This window comes from Vreelandella nanhaiensis, from assembly GCF_003990185.1.
Lineage (GTDB): Bacteria > Pseudomonadota > Gammaproteobacteria > Pseudomonadales > Halomonadaceae > Vreelandella > Vreelandella nanhaiensis.
On the sequence record NZ_RZHF01000025.1, the window covers coordinates 77,014 to 94,188 of the forward strand.

Below are 17,175 nucleotides of genomic sequence, written 5' to 3' on the forward strand. Positions count from 1 at the left end.
GTTGCTCCTTGTTCTTTCGCGTCTAAAACGCGCGTTGCCCGGCAGCCTCTCTACTGCCATTTACGCACTTTTTATAGAAGGTAGTAAGACATACTAGCATCGTTGGCCTAAGCCATGTGGTTGATCTTTCAGGGAAGAATAATACGTTGAGATTAGCGTTTTAAGCCTATTATTAACGCCTCATTAGGCCCCCTGACGCATGCAAGGCATTAGGGTGCCAGATGAGGATACCAATAAGATTTCAGGGGGCGAGCGTAGCAGCACCCAGAAAACGCTGCTGCCAGTAATCAACATCTAAAGGAACGCTGGCCACCGCGCGGCCGCTGCCGGGGGCGTGAATCATCTGCCGATTACCGCGATAGATGCCCACATGGGTCGCCTTGTTACGCTCGCCGAAGAACAGCAGGTCGCCAGGCTTGGGCATATCGGCGGCGGGCAGCGCCCGAAACTGCTCATCGGCGGTACGTGGCACGCGCATGCCAGCAGCGCGGTAGGCCATCTCTACCAACCCGGAGCAGTCCAGACCGTCCGGAGTGTTGCCACCAAAGCGGTACGGCGTGCCGATGGCCTGCTGGGCATGGGCCAGGATCAGCATGCGTTCCATGGAAAGACCATCGCGCGGTACCGGTGATTCTTCTGAAAGGGTAACACCACGGCTGGCACAGCCCGAAAGCCACATTAACATCATCAAAGCGAACGTAAACCTTCCCAACGCGGCGGGCATTGTCGACTCTCCTGGTGGCAATGCCCTCATCATGGCGCAAACGAAGCTCCAGCGCCAAGCTCCACTAACGGCCAATCCACTCGATAAAGCTCGTTTCCCCCAGTGCATGCTGCTCATGGCGCACGCGGCTCATGGCGGCGTAGGGTAAATCCATTGCTAATATGCGGCTTAGAGGCTGTTCGAGTACCTGGCGCAGCAGGCCATTACAGACAAACAGGTGGGCCACTACCAACACGTGCCGACCGGGCGGGTTGGCCAGAAGGTTGCGCCACACCTCGGCAAGCCGGGAATCGAAGGCCTCCATGGCTTCGCCACCCGGCGGTGATACCGTAGCGGGGCTATTCCAGAAAGCGCTCATGGGGGCAGTCCCTTCTTCGCCAAAGACTTCCGCATGGGTCTTGCCTTCCCAGCGCCCCAAGTGTAATTCGGCCAAGTCATCTTCGATCTGCACCGGCAGATCAAACTCCTCCCCCAGCCACAGTGCAAACTCACGGCAGCGTGAGAGTGGCGAAGTAATGACGGCATCATAAGGCGGGCACCCATCAACGCAGTGACGCATCACCGTATCAGTCACCTGCTGCCAGCCAGCTTCACTCAAGGGGTGATCGGTTGAACCGCGCAGCATGCGCCCGCCCACCGGCTCACCATGGCGCAACAGATCAATCGTGGTGACACTTGCATCAGGAAAACGCATCCCGGCTCCTTGGCTTTTTATGAAACGTAGTGCTTGGGTTAAATAATTGCATGCCGAACGCGGGCTGAAATCCACTCAGATACCAGTACTGTGGCGAAAATCATTACAAAAATAACGCTGACCTGGTTCCAGGCGAGCATATTAATGGAGGCATTCAGCTGAAGACCGATACCGCCTGCGCCCACTAGGCCAAGCACCGTGGATTCGCGGATATTGATATCCCAGCGATACACACTGATACCTGCAAACGCCGGCATAACCTGGGGCAGAACGCCGTAGTTCATGATCTGCAAGCGGCTGGCACCGGTCGCACTGATGGCTTCGACGGGCGTGGGGTGAATTTCCTCAATGGCCTCATAAAGAAGCTTGCCCACAAAGCCAATCGAGCGCAGTGCAATGGCGATAATACCGGCCAGGACCCCAGGGCCCAGAATCGTTACCAAAAGCATCGCCCAGATCAGCGAATTGATGGAGCGTGACGACACAATCACCATCAATGCCAGGCTGCGTACCAGCGGATGCGGTGTCGTATTACGCGCGGCAAGAAACGCCACTGGAAATGCCATGATGATCCCCAGCGCCGTCCCCAGCGTGGCGATATTCAACGTGTCCCACATGGGCTTCCACAGCACGTTGGCGTATTCCCACTTGGGCGGAATCATGCGGCTGAGAAGATCACTGCCCTGGCGTCCGGCGTCCTCGACAAACACCCACATAGTGTTGTCGGAAATGACCTTCCAGCAGAATAGAAACAGGCTGACCCCTAGAAGCCAGGCGCTAAACTGCAGCCACTGGGCACGCGTGGTACGCCGCCGCCAGACCGGCATCCCTTGTTGGGAGGTTAAGACAGGCATAGTGATTCTCCGGGGTTACTGCGTCCAGCGGCGGACGTGGCTTGAGCTGTATTCACACAGCAGCACAATAGCAATGATAATCAGCAAAATAGCCGCCGAAGTATCGTACTCATAGCGGCTAAGAGAAGTGTTCAGCGTGGCACCTATCCCACCGGCGCCGACAATACCAATCACTGACGACTCGCGGAAATTGATATCCAGACGGTACATGGAGAGCCCGATCAAGCGCGGCATTACCTGGGGCTGAATGGCATGATTCATGGTTTGCCACCAGCTGGCGCCGGTCGCTCTCACTGCTTCTACCTGTCGCCAGTCCAGGTCTTCAACATCTTCCGCCAGAAGCTTGGCCATAAAGCCGATGGTCGCAAACGCCAACGTAATCATCCCGGCCAGTGGGCCAAAGCCGAACATCACCACAAACAGGATCGCGATAATAATTTCCTGGAAAGTACGCGATACAGCGATGATGCTACGGCACACAAAGTACACCGGCAGAGGCGCAATATTGCGCGCAGCGCCAAGCCCAACAGGAATCGCCAGCATTACGCCTATCACCGTCGAGGTAAGCGTCATGGTCAAACTTTCAACCAGCCCGTTGATGATATCGTTACCCCGACTCATGAAATCAGGCTGGGCAAAGGCGCCGATAAAGCGCAGGCCACGGCTGGCCCCTTCAGCCACACGCGCCCAGTTCACTTCAACAGAGGCCAGCGCTAGTACAAGGTAGGTCACCACGCCCAGGGCGATCGCCCAGCGCAGCCACTGGCTGTGAATCAGCGGCAGACGACGCCACTGCCCCTGGCGGGCCGCCTGTTGGCGAGCTTCGAAATATGCCTGGGCTTGCTCACTCATGGCGCCACCCCAGTTGCCATTGCGCCCGCGATGTCCCGGCGCTCATAGGAAACGGGCTCGCGCTCAGGCTCATCGGCAGGCTCGGGAGAGGTATCCCAATCTTCTTCGCCATAGATAGTGGTTAGAATATCGCTGGTCAGTTCGTCAGGGCGACCGTCAAATACAATTTGGCCTGCTCGAAGGCCCACAATACGGTCCGCGAACTGCTGGGCCAGCGCCACGTCATGAATATTGATAATGGTCGCCAGCTCGCGCTCGGCACACAGCTCGCGAATCAGGCGCATAATCTGGCGTGAGGTTTTGGGGTCAAGGCTTGCAGTCGGCTCATCCACCAGTAAAAGTTTGGGACTCTGTAAAAGCGCCCGAGCAATCCCCACCCGCTGGCGCTGGCCACCGGACAGTGCATCGGCGCGCTTATCAATTGCGTGGGGCAGGCCTACTCGCTCAAGCAGACGAAACGCTTCAGCAACGGCATCCTCTGGGTAGCGACGTAAAAAGCTGCGCCAGAAACCCACATAGCCAAGGCGCCCAGAAAGCACGTTTTCCATTACCGTCAGCCGGTCAACCAGTGCATATTCCTGGAAAATCATGCCCATTGAGCGACGCGCCTTACGCAGCCCGCTGCCTGAAAGACGGGTCAGCTCCGTATCATCCAGGCGAATGCTGCCTGACGTAGGCTCTACCAGGCGGTTCACACAGCGAATCAAGGTACTTTTACCCGCGCCGGAGGGGCCGATGAGGGCCATCACCTGCCCCTTGGGCAAGGTAAGTTCGATATCTGTCAGCGCCCGGTCACCGGTCGGGTAACGCTTGGTCACACCACTTAGTGTCAACATATTCCCACCTCATCTGTATAGCGAAGCGGCCAGAAAGGTAAGCCCTCCTGGCCGCACACAGCCGTCTTTCTGACGTATCAGTTGCAGTCGTACGTCACACCGTTGGCATCAGCGATGGTGCGGATAACAGACCAGTGCTCTTCATAAGTAATGGGGATGAACTGGGCTTCACCAGAGTTGGCGAATTCAGCTTCGAGCGGTGTGCCTTCCCAGTCGTAGCTGAAAAACGCATCCTGAATCTGTTCGGCAAGTTCAGGCTTCAGGTTGTGTGCTACACCGTACGCCGTGGTGGGGAAAGTGTCTGAGGTGTAGATAATCTCGTAATCACCTTCGTTGACCACGCCCCGGGCGATCATGCGCGTACCCACAGAGTTAGCGATGGCCGCAGCATCGTAGTCTTTATTCACGACGCCGAGAATGGAGTTGTCGTGAGATCCTGAGAAAGCAGCTTCAAAGTCTTCACCCGCTTCCATACCGTACTCTGAGCGCAGCAGTGCAGATGGCGCGCGGAAGCCTGAGTTAGAGGTCTCAGAAGTGAATGCCATCTGGCGGCCTTTCAAGTCTTCAACTGACTCAATGCCGCTGCCTGGATAGGTGATAATTTCCATTTCATAGCCGTAGCTGCCATCTTCAGCAGCCATGATGGCAAACGGACGGAAGCCACCGCAGTTCACCGCGACCGGTACGCCACCGGTGTTAAAGCCCGCCACATGCAGGCGACCAGCGCGCAGTGCTTCTTGCTGTGCGGCGTTGGACTGCACGGGGAAGAACTGAACACGCTTGCCGGTGGCTTCGCTTAGGTGATCCAGAAAGTCAGACCAGACATCGGCATAAACGGCCGGATCTTCAACCGGCGTATAGGCAAATACCAACGTATCGGGATCAACCCATTGGGATTCATCCGTCGGTGCATCCGCCACCATATCGCCGTCGTTATCCACATAGCGCGAGGAAAGATCGGCCGAGGCGTTAACCGCCACTAAAGCAAACGCGCTGGCAACGGCAGCGCTGATCAAGGTACGGGGCAGAGACAGAGTGAGCATGAATCACCTAAGGTGTTGTTCAAAGATAGCGCTATCCTGCCCACGACAGATGACAACGCCAAGACACTTTGGTGACTACTTGATGACGCCACTCAAGCCGTCGAGACGCAGCAGCCGCGACGTTCGACAAACATGCTGTTGCCAGGAATTTTCTTGGCTTGATGCTTTAACTCAGAAAGCTGTGCAGCGATATCCAGCGCCCTGCAGGTCCCGATATCACCAACGGGCTTAACCGCAATAGAGACACTGACAAAAGGAAAGAAGTTTGTCTCGCCCTGGCGGTTTTCAATCATGATCCCTCCCTGGGCGCGGTCACTTTCTTCGTAAAAACCGGGGGCTATTATCTCAAACGAGCGCAGTATCTGCTGGCAAACGTTTTCCCAATGGCTCAACGGCAGCAGCATCATGAAATCATCGCCGCCGATATGCCCGATAAAGCCTCCCGCGCTGTCTACCTGGGCTTGGAGCAAGCGCGAAAGTGAAATGATGACATGATCGCCCCGCGCATAACCGTAGGCATCGTTAAATGCCTTGAAGTTATCCAGATCAACATAGGCTGCGGCAAAGCCCCGCTGCTCTGACAGGTATTGAGTCAGCATTTCATTGATCAATATATTGCCCGGCAACCCGGTAAGCGGATTGGCATGACGTGCCTGACGCACCTGAATCGCGGTGATCTCTCGTAGCAAGTCCACAATACTGCCCATCCCCAGATAATCACCGCTGCCATCCACGATCACGAAGTCCTCCTGCTCGATATCGCGACTGTCCGTAAGCTGCTGGCTGAGGACTTCAAGCGGCGTATCTACCTCGGCAATAAGCGGCTTATGGTCAGCAACGTCCATTACCCGCCGCTTGGCATAAAGTGAGTGACTGTAGGGGTTGGTGAACAGGGTCAAAAATGCGTTGCGGCGCACCACCGCTATCGGCTTGCCGTTTTCCACCACAGCCACGCAGCGAAGTTGCGGACAGTGGCGAAAACGCTCGGCCAGCATGAGGACCGAATAGTCAGGCGCAACCGCCTCAAGCGTTCGAAAGATGGACCGCGACGTGCGCCCAGCGGGGCTGGCAAACTGGGTTGTGGCGGGCAAAAGGGTATGCAGTTTAATTGGCGGCTCAGAGCTTGGCCGGGCAAAATAAAATCCCTGCAAAAGCGCTAGTCCCCGGTCCAGCTCCCATAGGCAGAGGTGCTCGGCGGCGGTTTCCACTCCTTCGGCAATCAGTTGGCAGTCCAAGCTGCGCGCCACGTCCAGAATCGAGCGCAGAAATTCGCGCTTGGCAGGCTCCTGGTCGATACCCGAAATAAAATGGCGGTCAAGCTTTACGAAATCAGGGCGCAGCTCTGACCAGTGGCGCAGGCTTGAATGCCCAGCGCCCAGATCATCCAGCGCCACCTGAAAGCCCATATCGCGGTAATGGTCGACCGCCTGACGCATCAAGTCATAGTCATGGATCGGCACATGCTCAGTCAGCTCGATCACCACCCGCTCGGGAGGCAGCCCGCTTTCACGGATAAAGCCAAGCGTTATCCCCTCCTCGAAATCGCGCTCGACAATGGTCAGCGGCATCACATTGAGAAATAAAAGCCCCGGCAGCTCAAGCTCAGCAAACCGGTGAATAGCCAGCCGCCGGCACAGCAGGTCAAGCTCCACCAGCAACCCCGCCTGCAGGGCCACATCGAAAAGGCGTAATGGCGAGTGAAGCGGCGATGTTTTGGGGCCGCGTATCAGCGCTTCATAGCCATGAATAGCCTGCTGGCTGGCATCCACAATGGGCTGAAACAATACTTGCAGGTCTTCTGCAGCAATAATGCGATTAAGCCAGAGCGCTTCTTGGGTGGTCATATGCCTGCTGCCTTATCAAACGTCGGCGATGCTGACGCTGCGCAAACGTCATGATGCTTAGAGGGGGAAATGGCTTGTAAGAGGACGCACGAGACCGCTTAAACACCACATTAGTTAAAAATTATTATCTTAACGGCTGTTTATAAAGGCTTTTAGAACGTACTGTCCTGGCAGTCAGAGTGCGACTTTTTTATGACGCTTTAATGACGGACGTAAGGCTTAATCATGAGATTTTTCATGCAAATCAGCGGGCGGTGGGAAGACGATGTCATCACCGCTGACATCCAGCTGGCGAATATCCACCGGGCGCCCCTGCTCATCCAATGTCACAAGGCCGATACCGCTGGCATTCCAAAGCCTCTCACCGGCACTGGCCCGGCTAGGGTCGCGAGGATAGATACCCAGTTTGCGGCGCTTGGTAAACCAATTAAGCGGTGACCAAGGCGCGTAGAGCCAACGGTTAAGTCGGTCAAAGGTATTGAGAAGCTGCACAGGAAATGTATTCTTGATCCCGCTGGAGGTGATCTGCCACAAGTGTGGAGCGCGTTCCTGACGGCGCACGATAATGTCGTAGGCAAACGAGTAGTGTACATCGCCGGATAAGATCACGTAGTTGCCGGGCGTCTTGGAGTGCCGCCAGATTTGCAGCAGCGTATTGGCCGCCCCACGGTGCGCCATCCAGTTTTCAGCGTCTACTACCAGCGGCTTGCCCATCAAGGTAAACAGCTTTTGCACGCCTTCGATCAGCTTTACTCCGAACATCGGGGCTGGCGAGATAATCACCGCGCTCTTGCAGCCCAGCAGCGCCTGCTGCATTTCCATTAGCGCTTCCCAATCCATCAGCCCAGAGGGGCGTTTCGGGCTACGTTCGCTGCGCCAGCGTCGGGTGCGGGTATCCAGCACAATCAAGGTCGGCGTGCCGGGTACGTGAAACTCCCAGCCCTGAAAGCGCAGCAGCCGTTCGATCAGCGCATCCTGCTGATCAGCTGGAAGCATAGTGGTTGTCTGACCGAGCAACTCAGCCGCCTGCTCTATCAACGGGTCGAGCTTATCCGGCGCATTTCCCCATCCCTGGCAAAGCAGGTAGGCGATTACTGCATTGCCAATGATGCGCTTTGAAAATGGGTGGCCGTAAGCGCAGCGTTCCCAGTCAGCGGTCAGATTCCAGTCATCGGTCACATCGTGGTCGTCAAAAATCATCAGGCTGGGCAGGCTGGCCATTAATCTTGCGCACTGGGGCAGACCCGCCACAAAGTCATCTATCGCGCTCTGCTCCTGTCGATAGATATCCGCATTTTCGCGGCTAAGTGCTGGCATCACCGGGGCGATGATCTGCCAGGGAACCGGTGACCATACCAGGCAGTACATAGCGAGCATTTCCGCCAGGGTCATCAGATGGTTAGAGGCATTCGCCGAGGTAAACACAGGCTTTTTAACGCCGCCGAAAAAGCGTTCGCGCAGCGCTACGTTACTGGTGACATCAGGCAGCAGCGACTCACGCTGGTAGTAGCTCTGCGGCGAGATATACAGCGTCTGGCTGTCATCCACCGTAGCGCCCTCAAGCCGTTCATCGAAAAGCCCAAGGCGCTCAATCAGGGCATGCACGGCGCGCAGCATGGGGCCAGCCACGTCATCGACATAGACCTGATCACCGGTCATCAACAGCCAAGCAGGCCATTCCTCGGGCGTTGCCTGCTGCTCGGCCAGCCAGCTGTCCGCGCGCACCAGGCCATCCGCGCTTGTATGATGGGGTTTGCGGCACGAGCCGTGCATCAGCCGGTGGTGGCGTGAAGCCACCACGAAGGCAGGAAATCGGGCTTCTTCGTAACATAGCCAAGGTGCCCATTCCGGTAGCGGCTGCCACTCGCCCTGGGTAGTTTGCACGCGCAGGTCATATTCAATGCGTTCATCAACGGGCAGTGCCTGGGGCAAACGCAGGTCGATCAAATGAATAAACCCGCGCCGTCCAATGGGCAGGCATTGGTGATGGCCGCTCAGGCTAAAGCGCTGCTCATTGCTGGCACCGGGGTTGAGCACCAACGACATAATCAGCGGGCGCGTCGCTACCAGCCACATCACCAGCCGGGTGGGACTGATACGCCGCAACAGAGGCCCGACCAGCACATCGGGCAGCGTATCACTCATGGGTCAGCTCTCCTTTGGCCACCTGTTTTCATCAACGTGCCACTACCGGTAGTTCTATCACTACCTTTAGGCCCCCGGTCGCCGCGCGTTGCAGGCATATCTGACCATGATACAGCGTGACCAGCTCCGACACGATGGCAAGCCCCAGACCACTTTGAGAGCGCTGCTCATCCAGTCGACGGCCACGCTGAATAGCTTCCTGGCACTCTTTTTCGGTCATCCCCGGGCCATCGTCGCTCACGGTCAAGCGAAGCGTCTGATCGATCGTCTGTACCTGCAGATAGACTTCGTGCTGCGCCCAGCGAAGCGCGTTATCCAGCAGGTTTCCAACAAGCTCCTGGATATCCTGAGTATCGATATGCGCTCGTGCGGCATTTTCAAAAGCGTAATGCAGGTTTATATGGCGCCGCTTCGCCAGTCGGGCCAGCCCGTTCAACAGCGGAGCCAGGGCGTCGTGTAGCTGAATGGGCGCAAAGCGCACGCCCTCGCCCGCCGCCGAAGCGCGTGCCAAGTGGTGACGAACCGCACTATCTACTCGGGTAAGTTCAACGTCCCAGGCGGCCCGGCGTGCTTCAGGCAGTTGACGAACCAGTAAGCGCATCACGCTCAGCGGTGTTTTCAGCGCGTGCGCCAGATTACCTGCCGTATGCCGCCCGCGCTCAATCAACCGCTGGTCGCGGGCCAGCACGGCGTTCATCGACGCGGCGAGGGTGGCCAACTCCTCAGGCAGATCGGTAGCCAGCTGCTCTGCCCGCCCCTGCTCAACGTCGCGTAAATTGGCCTGCATACGCCGCAAGGGCGCCAGCCCCCAACGCACCTGCAGGCCCAGAAGCAGAGCCCCCAGCCCCAACAAACCGAGCCACAGCAGACGCTGGAATTCACCGATATCGCTTTTTAACTCATCGTTACGGGCCGCAACGCTAATATGCAGCGGTTCTTCCAAAGGGGCCAGATAGATATCCCGCTCAACCACACGCAGCGACTGCCCGCGTGGCCCGGTAACGCCGCGGCCGCTGACCTGTTCACTGTCGGTGACCGGCAGGCGCTGGTCCCACAGCGAGCGTGACGTGGTGGTGTGTGCCTGCTTATCGGTAACCTGCCAGTACCAGCCTGAAAATACTTGATCAAAGCGCGGGTCACCCAGTGCCCCTTCATAACGCAACTGCTCACTTAGCGGGTCAAAGGTTACTCCAGCAATGATCACATTAAGCGTGGCCTCAAGCCGGTCATCAAAGGCCTCGGTGGCGGCCATGCGAAAATGGTGCGCAAGCAAAAAGCCAGCGACCGGCAGCGCAATTCCGATCATCAGCAAAACGGCGAGCAGCAGACGTAGGCTTATCGAGCGGCCCGACCAGCGCCGCTTCCAGTTGGACGCCCACCTACTCATCCACGCCAGGCTCTTCTGCCAATAGCCGGTAGCCTTGCCCCCGGAGCGTTGCAAACCGCCAGGCGCCCAGCTTGCGGCGTAGCCGGCTAATCTGCACATCAATCACGTTGGAGTCCGGCTCGTGGTCGCGATCGTAAACGTGCTCGGAAAGCTCACTACGGCTCACCACACGGGGCGCGGCGTGCATCAGGTAGCTGAGCAGGCGGGTCTCCTGGGCGGTCAAGCCAACCGGTCGACCCGCCAGCGTCACGTGCTGGGTATGCGTATCCAGGTTCAACTCACCCACCTTAAATACGGGATGAGAATGACCGTGGCTGCGACGTACCAAAGCACGCAGACGAAACAGCACCTCGGCGGATTCAAACGGCTTGGTTACATAGTCATCGGCGCCAGCAGTAAAGCCTGCCGCCTTGTCAGCCCAGCGCTCCCGGGCAGTGAGAATCAGTACCGGCAGATCGATGCCGTCATCACGCCAAGAGGCGAGCCAGCGGGTACCGTCGCCATCGGGCAGCCCCACATCTAAAATCAGCGTATCATAGGTTTCAGTGCGTACCAGAAAGTCAGCCTCCTGGCCATTTTCTGCATGCTCCACCAGCCAATCACCGTCGCGCAACGCCTGGCTCAGTTCCCGCGCCAGTGCCTGGTCGTCCTCTACCAGCAAACACTTCATGTTTTGTGCCTTAGGGGCGGCGCATTTCGTTAATGCGCACACCCTCGATTGTCATTAACTGGCCGCTCTGACCATCGAATTCAAATTCGACTACCTGGTTCTGCGGTCCTAGCATCTTGATTTCATACTCGACATAGCCATTCTCGCGCTCTACTTCGACTTCCAGCACCTCGCCAATATAGTGCGCTTCCAGCCAATCAAGTATGGTTTCCAGCGGTACCACGTTGCCGCGCCGCACTTCACCGTGCAGCGCTTCCCAGTGCTGGTCGCCCACGGCACTGCCGGAAAGCACGACACTTGCCGAAAGAGCCAGCGCCAAAAGCCCTGCGCCGAGAGAACGGCGGGGCAGACAATGACCATAGAGGCATAACAAGTTAAGAGAACGCAACGTGGCTTTCATGGGCCTAGCATGCCAAAAGCAACATGAACGTTAGATGAACGGCCCGTTCAGTTTAAGGAAAGAACCCGGGTGCTATAACTACCGTGTCGCATTCGTTGAATGCTTTGCTAAATCAAAGAAGGATTTTGCCATGAACGCCATGAAAAAAATGCTGATCATCCCTACGTCTGCCCTGCTTTTCGCCGCAGCGCTGGGCAGCGCGCAAGCCGATTCACTGCCCATTGATCGAATCGACAATATATTGGGTCACGCATCCGACTATGGCTTCAGCCAGTATGAAGAGCTTAGCATCAAAGGCAGCGGGCGTGCTGAAGTGGAGGGCTGGCTGGATGATGAGTGGTACGCCGACGTTGAGTTTTCACTTGATAATGGTGAAACGCTGCAAGAACAGCGCGAGCGCCTGATTACCGGTGCCTGGGGCATGAGCGAAGACGACATTCGCCAGGCGCTTCAAGTCGCCCGGCAGGAAGGCATGGTCGAGTTTGAGGACATCGACATCGATAAGAACGGCATCATCGATATTGAAGGCCGCGATGAAAGTGGTCGCGAGCTTGAAATCAGCGTACGTCTAGGCTCTTATGAAGTTACCCAAATCGACCGTGATTAACCGTTTACCTTACGCCAAGCGGGCTCCCTTTGGGGCCCGCCTTTGTTCAGCCCGCCCTTAGCGGCCGTCCAGGCAGTTGCCCCGCGCCATGATGGCATCGGCGATGCGCTCGATCCCTTGGCGATAGGCGGCCTGCCGGTAAGTAATGCCCTTTTCTTCGGCGAGATTTAATACGCGTCCCGCCTCCGTTTCCAGTAGGGCCTCCAGGCGTTGATTGACCTCGTCTTCACCCCAGGTTTCACCCGCCCGGTTTTGCAGCCACTCGAAATAGCTGACAATCACCCCGCCCGTGTTGGCCAGTACATCCGGCAGCACCGGCACTTCCCGTTTGGCAAGCTGTTCGTCGGCATCGCTGGTCAGGGGGCCGTTGGCGATTTCCAGTATCGCGCTGGCCTGTACCTGGCCAACGTTATCGGCGTGGATCTGATTTTCAAGCGCCGCCAGGGTCAGTACATCGACCTCTAGTGTTAGCAGCTCGTCTCCGCTGATGTGCTTGCCCGCCTGGCTTTCAGCCAGTTTGCCGTGCTGCGCTTTATCCTTATACGCAGCGTTAATGTCGATACCGTCGGCGTTATAGATCGCGCCGCTGGAGTCGGACAGCGCGACGATCCGATAGCCCCGCTCGCTGGCCAAACGGGCAAAGTGATACGCCGCGTTGCCAAAGCCCTGCACGGCCACGATCGTTTCATCAGGTTTGCGCTCTTCCCGGTCGGCCCATAGGTCGAGCACCTTCAGCGCTCCTCGTCCGGTGGCCGCCACTCGCCCCGGCGAACCGCCCAGCGACAGCGGCTTGCCGGTAATCGCGGCAGGCGCGTGAGCGCGTACAATATGCTCGTACTCATCAATCATCCAACCCATGACGGTGGCGTCCGTATTGACGTCTGGGGCGGGGATATCACGGTCCGGCCCCATCACATCGGCAATGGCACGGATATAACCTCGCGCCAAACGCTCGCGCTCAAGCGCGGAGAGCAATTTGGCGTCCACCTGTACGCCGCCCTTTCCACCACCATAAGGCAAGCCGACGACTGCACACTTGACCGCCATCCAGAAACTTAACGTGGTGACCTCGTGTTGATTTACTGCCGGGTGAAATCGCACGCCCCCCTTGGCCGGGCCGAGGCTGGTATCGTACTGCACCCGCCAGGCCGGAAACGCTTTCAGGCTGCCATCATCCATGCGAACCGGCACGCTCACCTGTAACGATAGGCTCGGTTGCATCAGGCGCGCCTGCGCATCGGGATGAATATCCAACGTCTTAAAAACATCTTCCAGCCGCGAGCGCGCATCCTCAAAAAGCGCAGCGCCCGTCTCGGCAGTAAGTGCCTGAGGAGCAGTTCTTTGCGCCTGGGGCTGATCCATTTGGGAGTGTTTATTTTTTGTTTTGGTTTTTTTCGATTTGACCTTACCCATTCAACGCGCTCCTTTCCTTGGCTAGTACGGGTTATCACGCTAATGTCGCTGTACAGGAAAGCGTAGCAGCTTGGCAACGGTTGAGGGCGGCTACCTTCTTTGCACTCTTTGATGGCCTTCAGGAGATAGCGTTGCCCACTCCCCCCGATGCAGAAGGCGTTAGTCGCGAACTCTACCGACTGCCTGTTCACGCTTCGTCATCCCTACTGCGTGATTTGGCCTGGCTTGCGCTCACGCCCGATTTAGTGGAGCTTCCACCACCTATTCCCTGCGCCGGGCGACCTACTCTGCAAGAGCTTGGCCTGCACAAGCGGGAGAATTCGCTGGTAGAGTGGCTCTTAACGCTTTCTCCGGCCTTGTTGGCCACGGCAAACGACAGGCGGGCTACCCGCCTGGGGCATTATCATGAACGGTTGTGGCATATCCTGCTGGATCACGCCCCTGGTACGCGACTGCTTGCCCGCAATATGCGTATCTTCCATAACCGCACAACACTTGGTGAGCTGGACATGCTCTACCGAACCCGCGCCAATTCGGCACCAGTGCATTTGGAAGTAGCGATCAAGTTCTATCTTGGCCTGCCGGAAGGCCCGGGCGAAGCCACCAGCCCAAGCCGCTGGATTGGCCCTGGCGGGCTGGATAGCCTGGCGCTTAAATGCCGCCATTTGCATCGTCACCAACTGCCGCTTTCCGCCACGCCTTTAGCATATGCGACTCTTGCGCAGTGGTTAACGCCCCGCGATGCTCTAGCCTGCCCGCAGGAACAACCGGCGGCGGCCCTTACCCAGCGCCTTGCCATGCCCGGCGTGTTGTTTTATCCCTGGCACGCGCCACTGCCCCCGCCTCAAGGGGCAACGGATGAACATCGCCAAGGCCTGTGGTGCTTTCTAAACGACTGGCCTGACCTTGCGGCAAGCCTTGCCACCCCCTTCACCATGGCCTGGCTACAAAAGCCTCACTGGCTGGCGCCGCCCGGCCAAGGTGCCTTTTACCAGGAAAGTGTCGTGATGCACGGCATCAGGCAGTTTATTGATCAACGCGGACCTCAGCAGGTGATGCTTTACTTTCCTAACCAGCAGCGCTTTAAACGGATTTTTATTGTGCCAAACAGCTGGCCCCGCCAGATACCGCTACCTGCCGTGCTTAAGGGTTAACCCATAAAAAAGCGCCGCTTACGTAAAGTAAGCAGCGCTCTTGCCCAGCACGTTAACCGCGCTAGATCACAACCAGGTTATCGCGATGAATAAGTTCATGGGCTTCCACGTAGCCCAGAATCGCCTCGATCTGATGGCTGGGCTGACCAGCCACCAGGCGCGCTTCGTCTACCCCGTAATTTACCAGCCCTTTGGCCACGGGCGTGCCCTGTTCATCCACGCATACCACCATGTCGCCACGCTTGAACGCACCTTCCACGCCGCGCACCCCTACGGGCAGCAGGCTGGAGCCTTTTTCGCGCAATACCTTGACCGCACCGGCATCTACCATAAGCGTACCGCGCACCTGCAGCTGGCCTGCCAACCAGCGCTTGCGGGCTGCCATGGGGGCCTGTTCCGGATGCAGCAACGTTCCCAGCGCTTCGCCCGCCATAATCCGGTTAATCACGTCCGGCTGGCGGCCGCTAGCAATCACCGTAACCGCACCAGAGCGGGCGGCAAGCTTGGCTGCGCGCACTTTGGTGCTCATTCCGCCACGCCCCAGCGCGCCACCGCTGCCCGCCACGGCGGCAAGCCGTGGATCATCGGCACGCCCTTCGGCAATCATTCTGGCGTCAGGGTTGTGGCGCGGGTCAGCGTCGAAAAGGCCTTCCTGATCGGTCAAGAGCAATAACGCATCGGCTTCCAACAGGTTGGCCACCAAGGCACCTAACGTGTCGTTATCACCAAAGCGAATCTCGTCAGTGACCACGGTATCGTTTTCATTGATCACCGGGACCACGCGCATTTCCACCAGGGTGCGCAAGGCCGAGAGCGCATTCAGGTAGCGCTTGCGGTTGGAGAGATCGTCATGGGTGAGCAGAATCTGTGCAGTCAGCATGGCATGGCGGGCAAAGTGCTGTTCATAGCACTGGGTCAGACCATTCTGGCCAACCGCCGCTGCGGCCTGCAGCTCGTGCACCGCGCTCGGGCGGGCCTGCCAGCCAAGGCGCACCATACCGGCCGCCACGGCGCCGGAGGAAACCAGTACCACTTCCGTACCCTGCTGATGCAGCTTGGCAATCTGGTCCACCCATCCGCCGATGGCCGCTTCGTCCAGGCCACGGCCATCGTTGGTCAACAAGGCGCTGCCAATCTTGACCACAATGCGCCGGGCGCGGCTTAGGGCCTGGCGGCCTAATCCCTGCTCATGACTCTCCATCCGTTTCTACCTTTCAAGGCACGTTGTTAAGTACGTTTTTACATCGCCAAATGGGCACTGACAGCTAATCGATCAGGGCGCGTATTCGACTTCCACATCGTAATCGTCATCATCGAAGTCGTCATCATCCCCTTCATCGTCAGCCTTTTTACGCCGACGCCCCAGGCGTTCTTCGATGCGAGCCACGGACTCTTCTTCCATGCGTCGGCGCATTTCCTGCTCGCGGGCATGGGCTTCTTCGTCTTCGTTCTCAAGGCGACGCTGCTCGGTCAGCCAACGGTAGGCCGCCTGAACCAGCTTGTCAGTGCCTTCGCTGCTGATCGCAGAGATGCGGAATACCGGTCCATCCCAGTTAAGCGCTTCAATAATCGCTTCGGCACGCGCGTCGCGCTCCTCTTCCGGCAGCAAGTCAAACTTGTTCAGCACCAGCCAGCGGGGACGCTCGGAAAGCGCGGGGGAGAACTGGCCAAGCTCATGAACAATCGCTTGCGCAGTTTCTACCGGGTCAGACTCATCAAAAGGCGCCACATCGACCACGTGGAACAGCAGCCGCGTGCGGGTCAGGTGCTTGAGAAAACGCAACCCCAGCCCTGCGCCATCGGAGGCACCTTCAATCAACCCCGGTACGTCAGCCATCACAAAGTGTTCGTGCATACCCAGCTTCACAACACCTAGGTTAGGCACCAGGGTAGTGAACGGGTAGTTGGCAACCTTGGGCTTGGCCGCCGACACCGAGCGAATCAGCGTGGATTTTCCCGCATTGGGCATACCCAGCAAGCCCACATCGGCCATGACCTTCATTTCCAGGCGCAGGTTTCGCCGGTCGCCTTCGGTGCCGGGTGTCGTGCGCCGCGGCGCGCGGTTGGTGGAGGACTTGAAGTGGATATTGCCCAACCCACGGCGTCCGCCTTCAGCCACCAGTACGACCTGGCCAATTTCGGTGACATCCGCAATCACTTCCAGCGTATCGACATCCACCACGGTGGTGCCTACCGGCACCTTAACGTGCAGATCAGAGCCTGCCTTGCCGCTCATCTGACGACCCATGCCGCCCTGGCCGTTTTCCGCCTTGTAAAAACGCTGGAACTTGAAGTCCACCAGCGTATTCAGCGCATCGTCCCCAATCAGGTAAACGCTGCCACCGTGACCACCGTCACCCCCGTCGGGGCCGCCCTTCGGCACATATTTCTCGCGGCGAAAGCTCAGACAGCCATTGCCGCCTTTTCCCGCCTCAACAATAATCGAGGCTTCATCGACGAACTGCATTGGATTCTCCCGGCCGCTTCCGCCGCCCTATATGCAACAACCCTGCCCAGGTGTGGGCAAGTGGGTTCAAACAGACAAAAAAGCC

16 protein-coding genes are annotated in these 17,175 nt (G+C 57.8%); 2 read left to right on the plus strand and 14 right to left on the minus strand.

Going from position 1 to position 17,175, the window contains the following annotated elements; genetic code table 11:
- Positions 1 to 241: 241 nt before the first annotated feature.
- From ELY38_RS15650 to ELY38_RS15700, 11 genes are all read right to left on the minus strand, one after another.
- Positions 242 to 724, minus strand: a complete 483-nt coding sequence (locus ELY38_RS15650) for a C40 family peptidase (protein ID WP_127063157.1) — start codon at positions 722 to 724, stop codon at positions 242 to 244.
- Positions 725 to 788: 64 nt separating this feature from the next.
- Positions 789 to 1,418, minus strand: coding sequence for a histidine phosphatase family protein (locus tag ELY38_RS15655; protein ID WP_127063158.1), 630 nt, complete (start codon positions 1,416 to 1,418; stop codon positions 789 to 791).
- Positions 1,419 to 1,456: 38 nt separating this feature from the next.
- Positions 1,457 to 2,272: a phosphonate ABC transporter, permease protein PhnE gene (phnE, locus tag ELY38_RS15660; protein WP_127063159.1), complete on the minus strand. Its 816-nt coding sequence runs from the start codon at positions 2,270 to 2,272 to the stop codon at positions 1,457 to 1,459.
- 15 nt (positions 2,273 to 2,287) lie between these two features.
- The gene (gene phnE, locus ELY38_RS15665) at positions 2,288 to 3,124 is read right to left on the minus strand and encodes a phosphonate ABC transporter, permease protein PhnE (protein WP_127063160.1); all 837 of its coding nucleotides are present in this window, start codon (positions 3,122 to 3,124) and stop codon (positions 2,288 to 2,290) included.
- A complete protein-coding gene (phnC, locus tag ELY38_RS15670) occupies positions 3,121 to 3,960 on the minus strand; it encodes a phosphonate ABC transporter ATP-binding protein (RefSeq protein WP_127063161.1) in 840 nt (279 codons plus the stop codon). Before phnC ends, phnE (ELY38_RS15665) begins: the two co-directional genes overlap by 4 nt.
- A gap of 77 nt (positions 3,961 to 4,037) precedes the next feature.
- Positions 4,038 to 5,003 (minus strand): phosphate/phosphite/phosphonate ABC transporter substrate-binding protein, encoded by a 966-nt coding sequence (gene phnD, locus ELY38_RS15675; RefSeq protein WP_127063162.1) that lies wholly within the window; start codon positions 5,001 to 5,003, stop codon positions 4,038 to 4,040.
- A 92-nt stretch (positions 5,004 to 5,095) separates the two neighbouring features.
- Complete coding sequence (locus tag ELY38_RS15680; protein WP_127063163.1) at positions 5,096 to 6,847, minus strand: bifunctional diguanylate cyclase/phosphodiesterase; 1,752 nt, start codon at positions 6,845 to 6,847, stop codon at positions 5,096 to 5,098.
- Positions 6,848 to 7,066: 219 nt separating this feature from the next.
- Positions 7,067 to 8,992, minus strand: a complete 1,926-nt coding sequence (locus ELY38_RS15685) for an alkaline phosphatase D family protein (protein ID WP_127063164.1) — start codon at positions 8,990 to 8,992, stop codon at positions 7,067 to 7,069.
- Positions 8,993 to 9,023: 31 nt separating this feature from the next.
- Entirely contained in the window at positions 9,024 to 10,379 is a 1,356-nt protein-coding gene (locus ELY38_RS15690; protein ID WP_127063165.1) for a sensor histidine kinase, read from the minus strand.
- Complete coding sequence (locus ELY38_RS15695) at positions 10,372 to 11,049, minus strand: winged helix-turn-helix domain-containing protein (RefSeq protein ID WP_127063166.1); 678 nt, start codon at positions 11,047 to 11,049, stop codon at positions 10,372 to 10,374. The genes ELY38_RS15690 and ELY38_RS15695 overlap by 8 nt, the downstream gene beginning before the upstream one ends.
- A 10-nt stretch (positions 11,050 to 11,059) precedes the next feature.
- Positions 11,060 to 11,449 carry a PepSY domain-containing protein gene (locus tag ELY38_RS15700; protein ID WP_127063167.1) on the minus strand — a complete coding sequence of 130 codons (390 nt, stop codon included), beginning with the start codon at positions 11,447 to 11,449 and terminating at the stop codon, positions 11,060 to 11,062.
- Positions 11,450 to 11,579: 130 nt separating this feature from the next.
- Between ELY38_RS15700 and ELY38_RS15705 the strand changes: the two genes are divergently transcribed.
- Positions 11,580 to 12,056, plus strand: a complete 477-nt coding sequence (locus ELY38_RS15705) for a PepSY domain-containing protein (protein WP_127063168.1) — start codon at positions 11,580 to 11,582, stop codon at positions 12,054 to 12,056.
- Positions 12,057 to 12,113: 57 nt separating this feature from the next.
- Here ELY38_RS15705 and ELY38_RS15710 read toward each other — a convergent pair whose 3' ends face one another.
- A complete protein-coding gene (locus ELY38_RS15710; protein ID WP_127063169.1) occupies positions 12,114 to 13,469 on the minus strand; it encodes a Glu/Leu/Phe/Val family dehydrogenase in 1,356 nt (451 codons plus the stop codon).
- Between the two features lie 131 nt (positions 13,470 to 13,600).
- Between ELY38_RS15710 and ELY38_RS15715 the strand changes: the two genes are divergently transcribed.
- A complete protein-coding gene (locus ELY38_RS15715; RefSeq protein ID WP_127063170.1) occupies positions 13,601 to 14,623 on the plus strand; it encodes a DUF1853 family protein in 1,023 nt (340 codons plus the stop codon).
- A gap of 61 nt (positions 14,624 to 14,684) precedes the next feature.
- Here ELY38_RS15715 and proB read toward each other — a convergent pair whose 3' ends face one another.
- Entirely contained in the window at positions 14,685 to 15,824 is a 1,140-nt protein-coding gene (gene proB / locus ELY38_RS15720; RefSeq protein ID WP_127063171.1) for a glutamate 5-kinase, read from the minus strand.
- 72 nt (positions 15,825 to 15,896) lie between these two features.
- Positions 15,897 to 17,090, minus strand: coding sequence for a GTPase ObgE (obgE, locus tag ELY38_RS15725; protein ID WP_127063172.1), 1,194 nt, complete (start codon positions 17,088 to 17,090; stop codon positions 15,897 to 15,899).
- Positions 17,091 to 17,175: the final 85 nt, after the last annotated feature.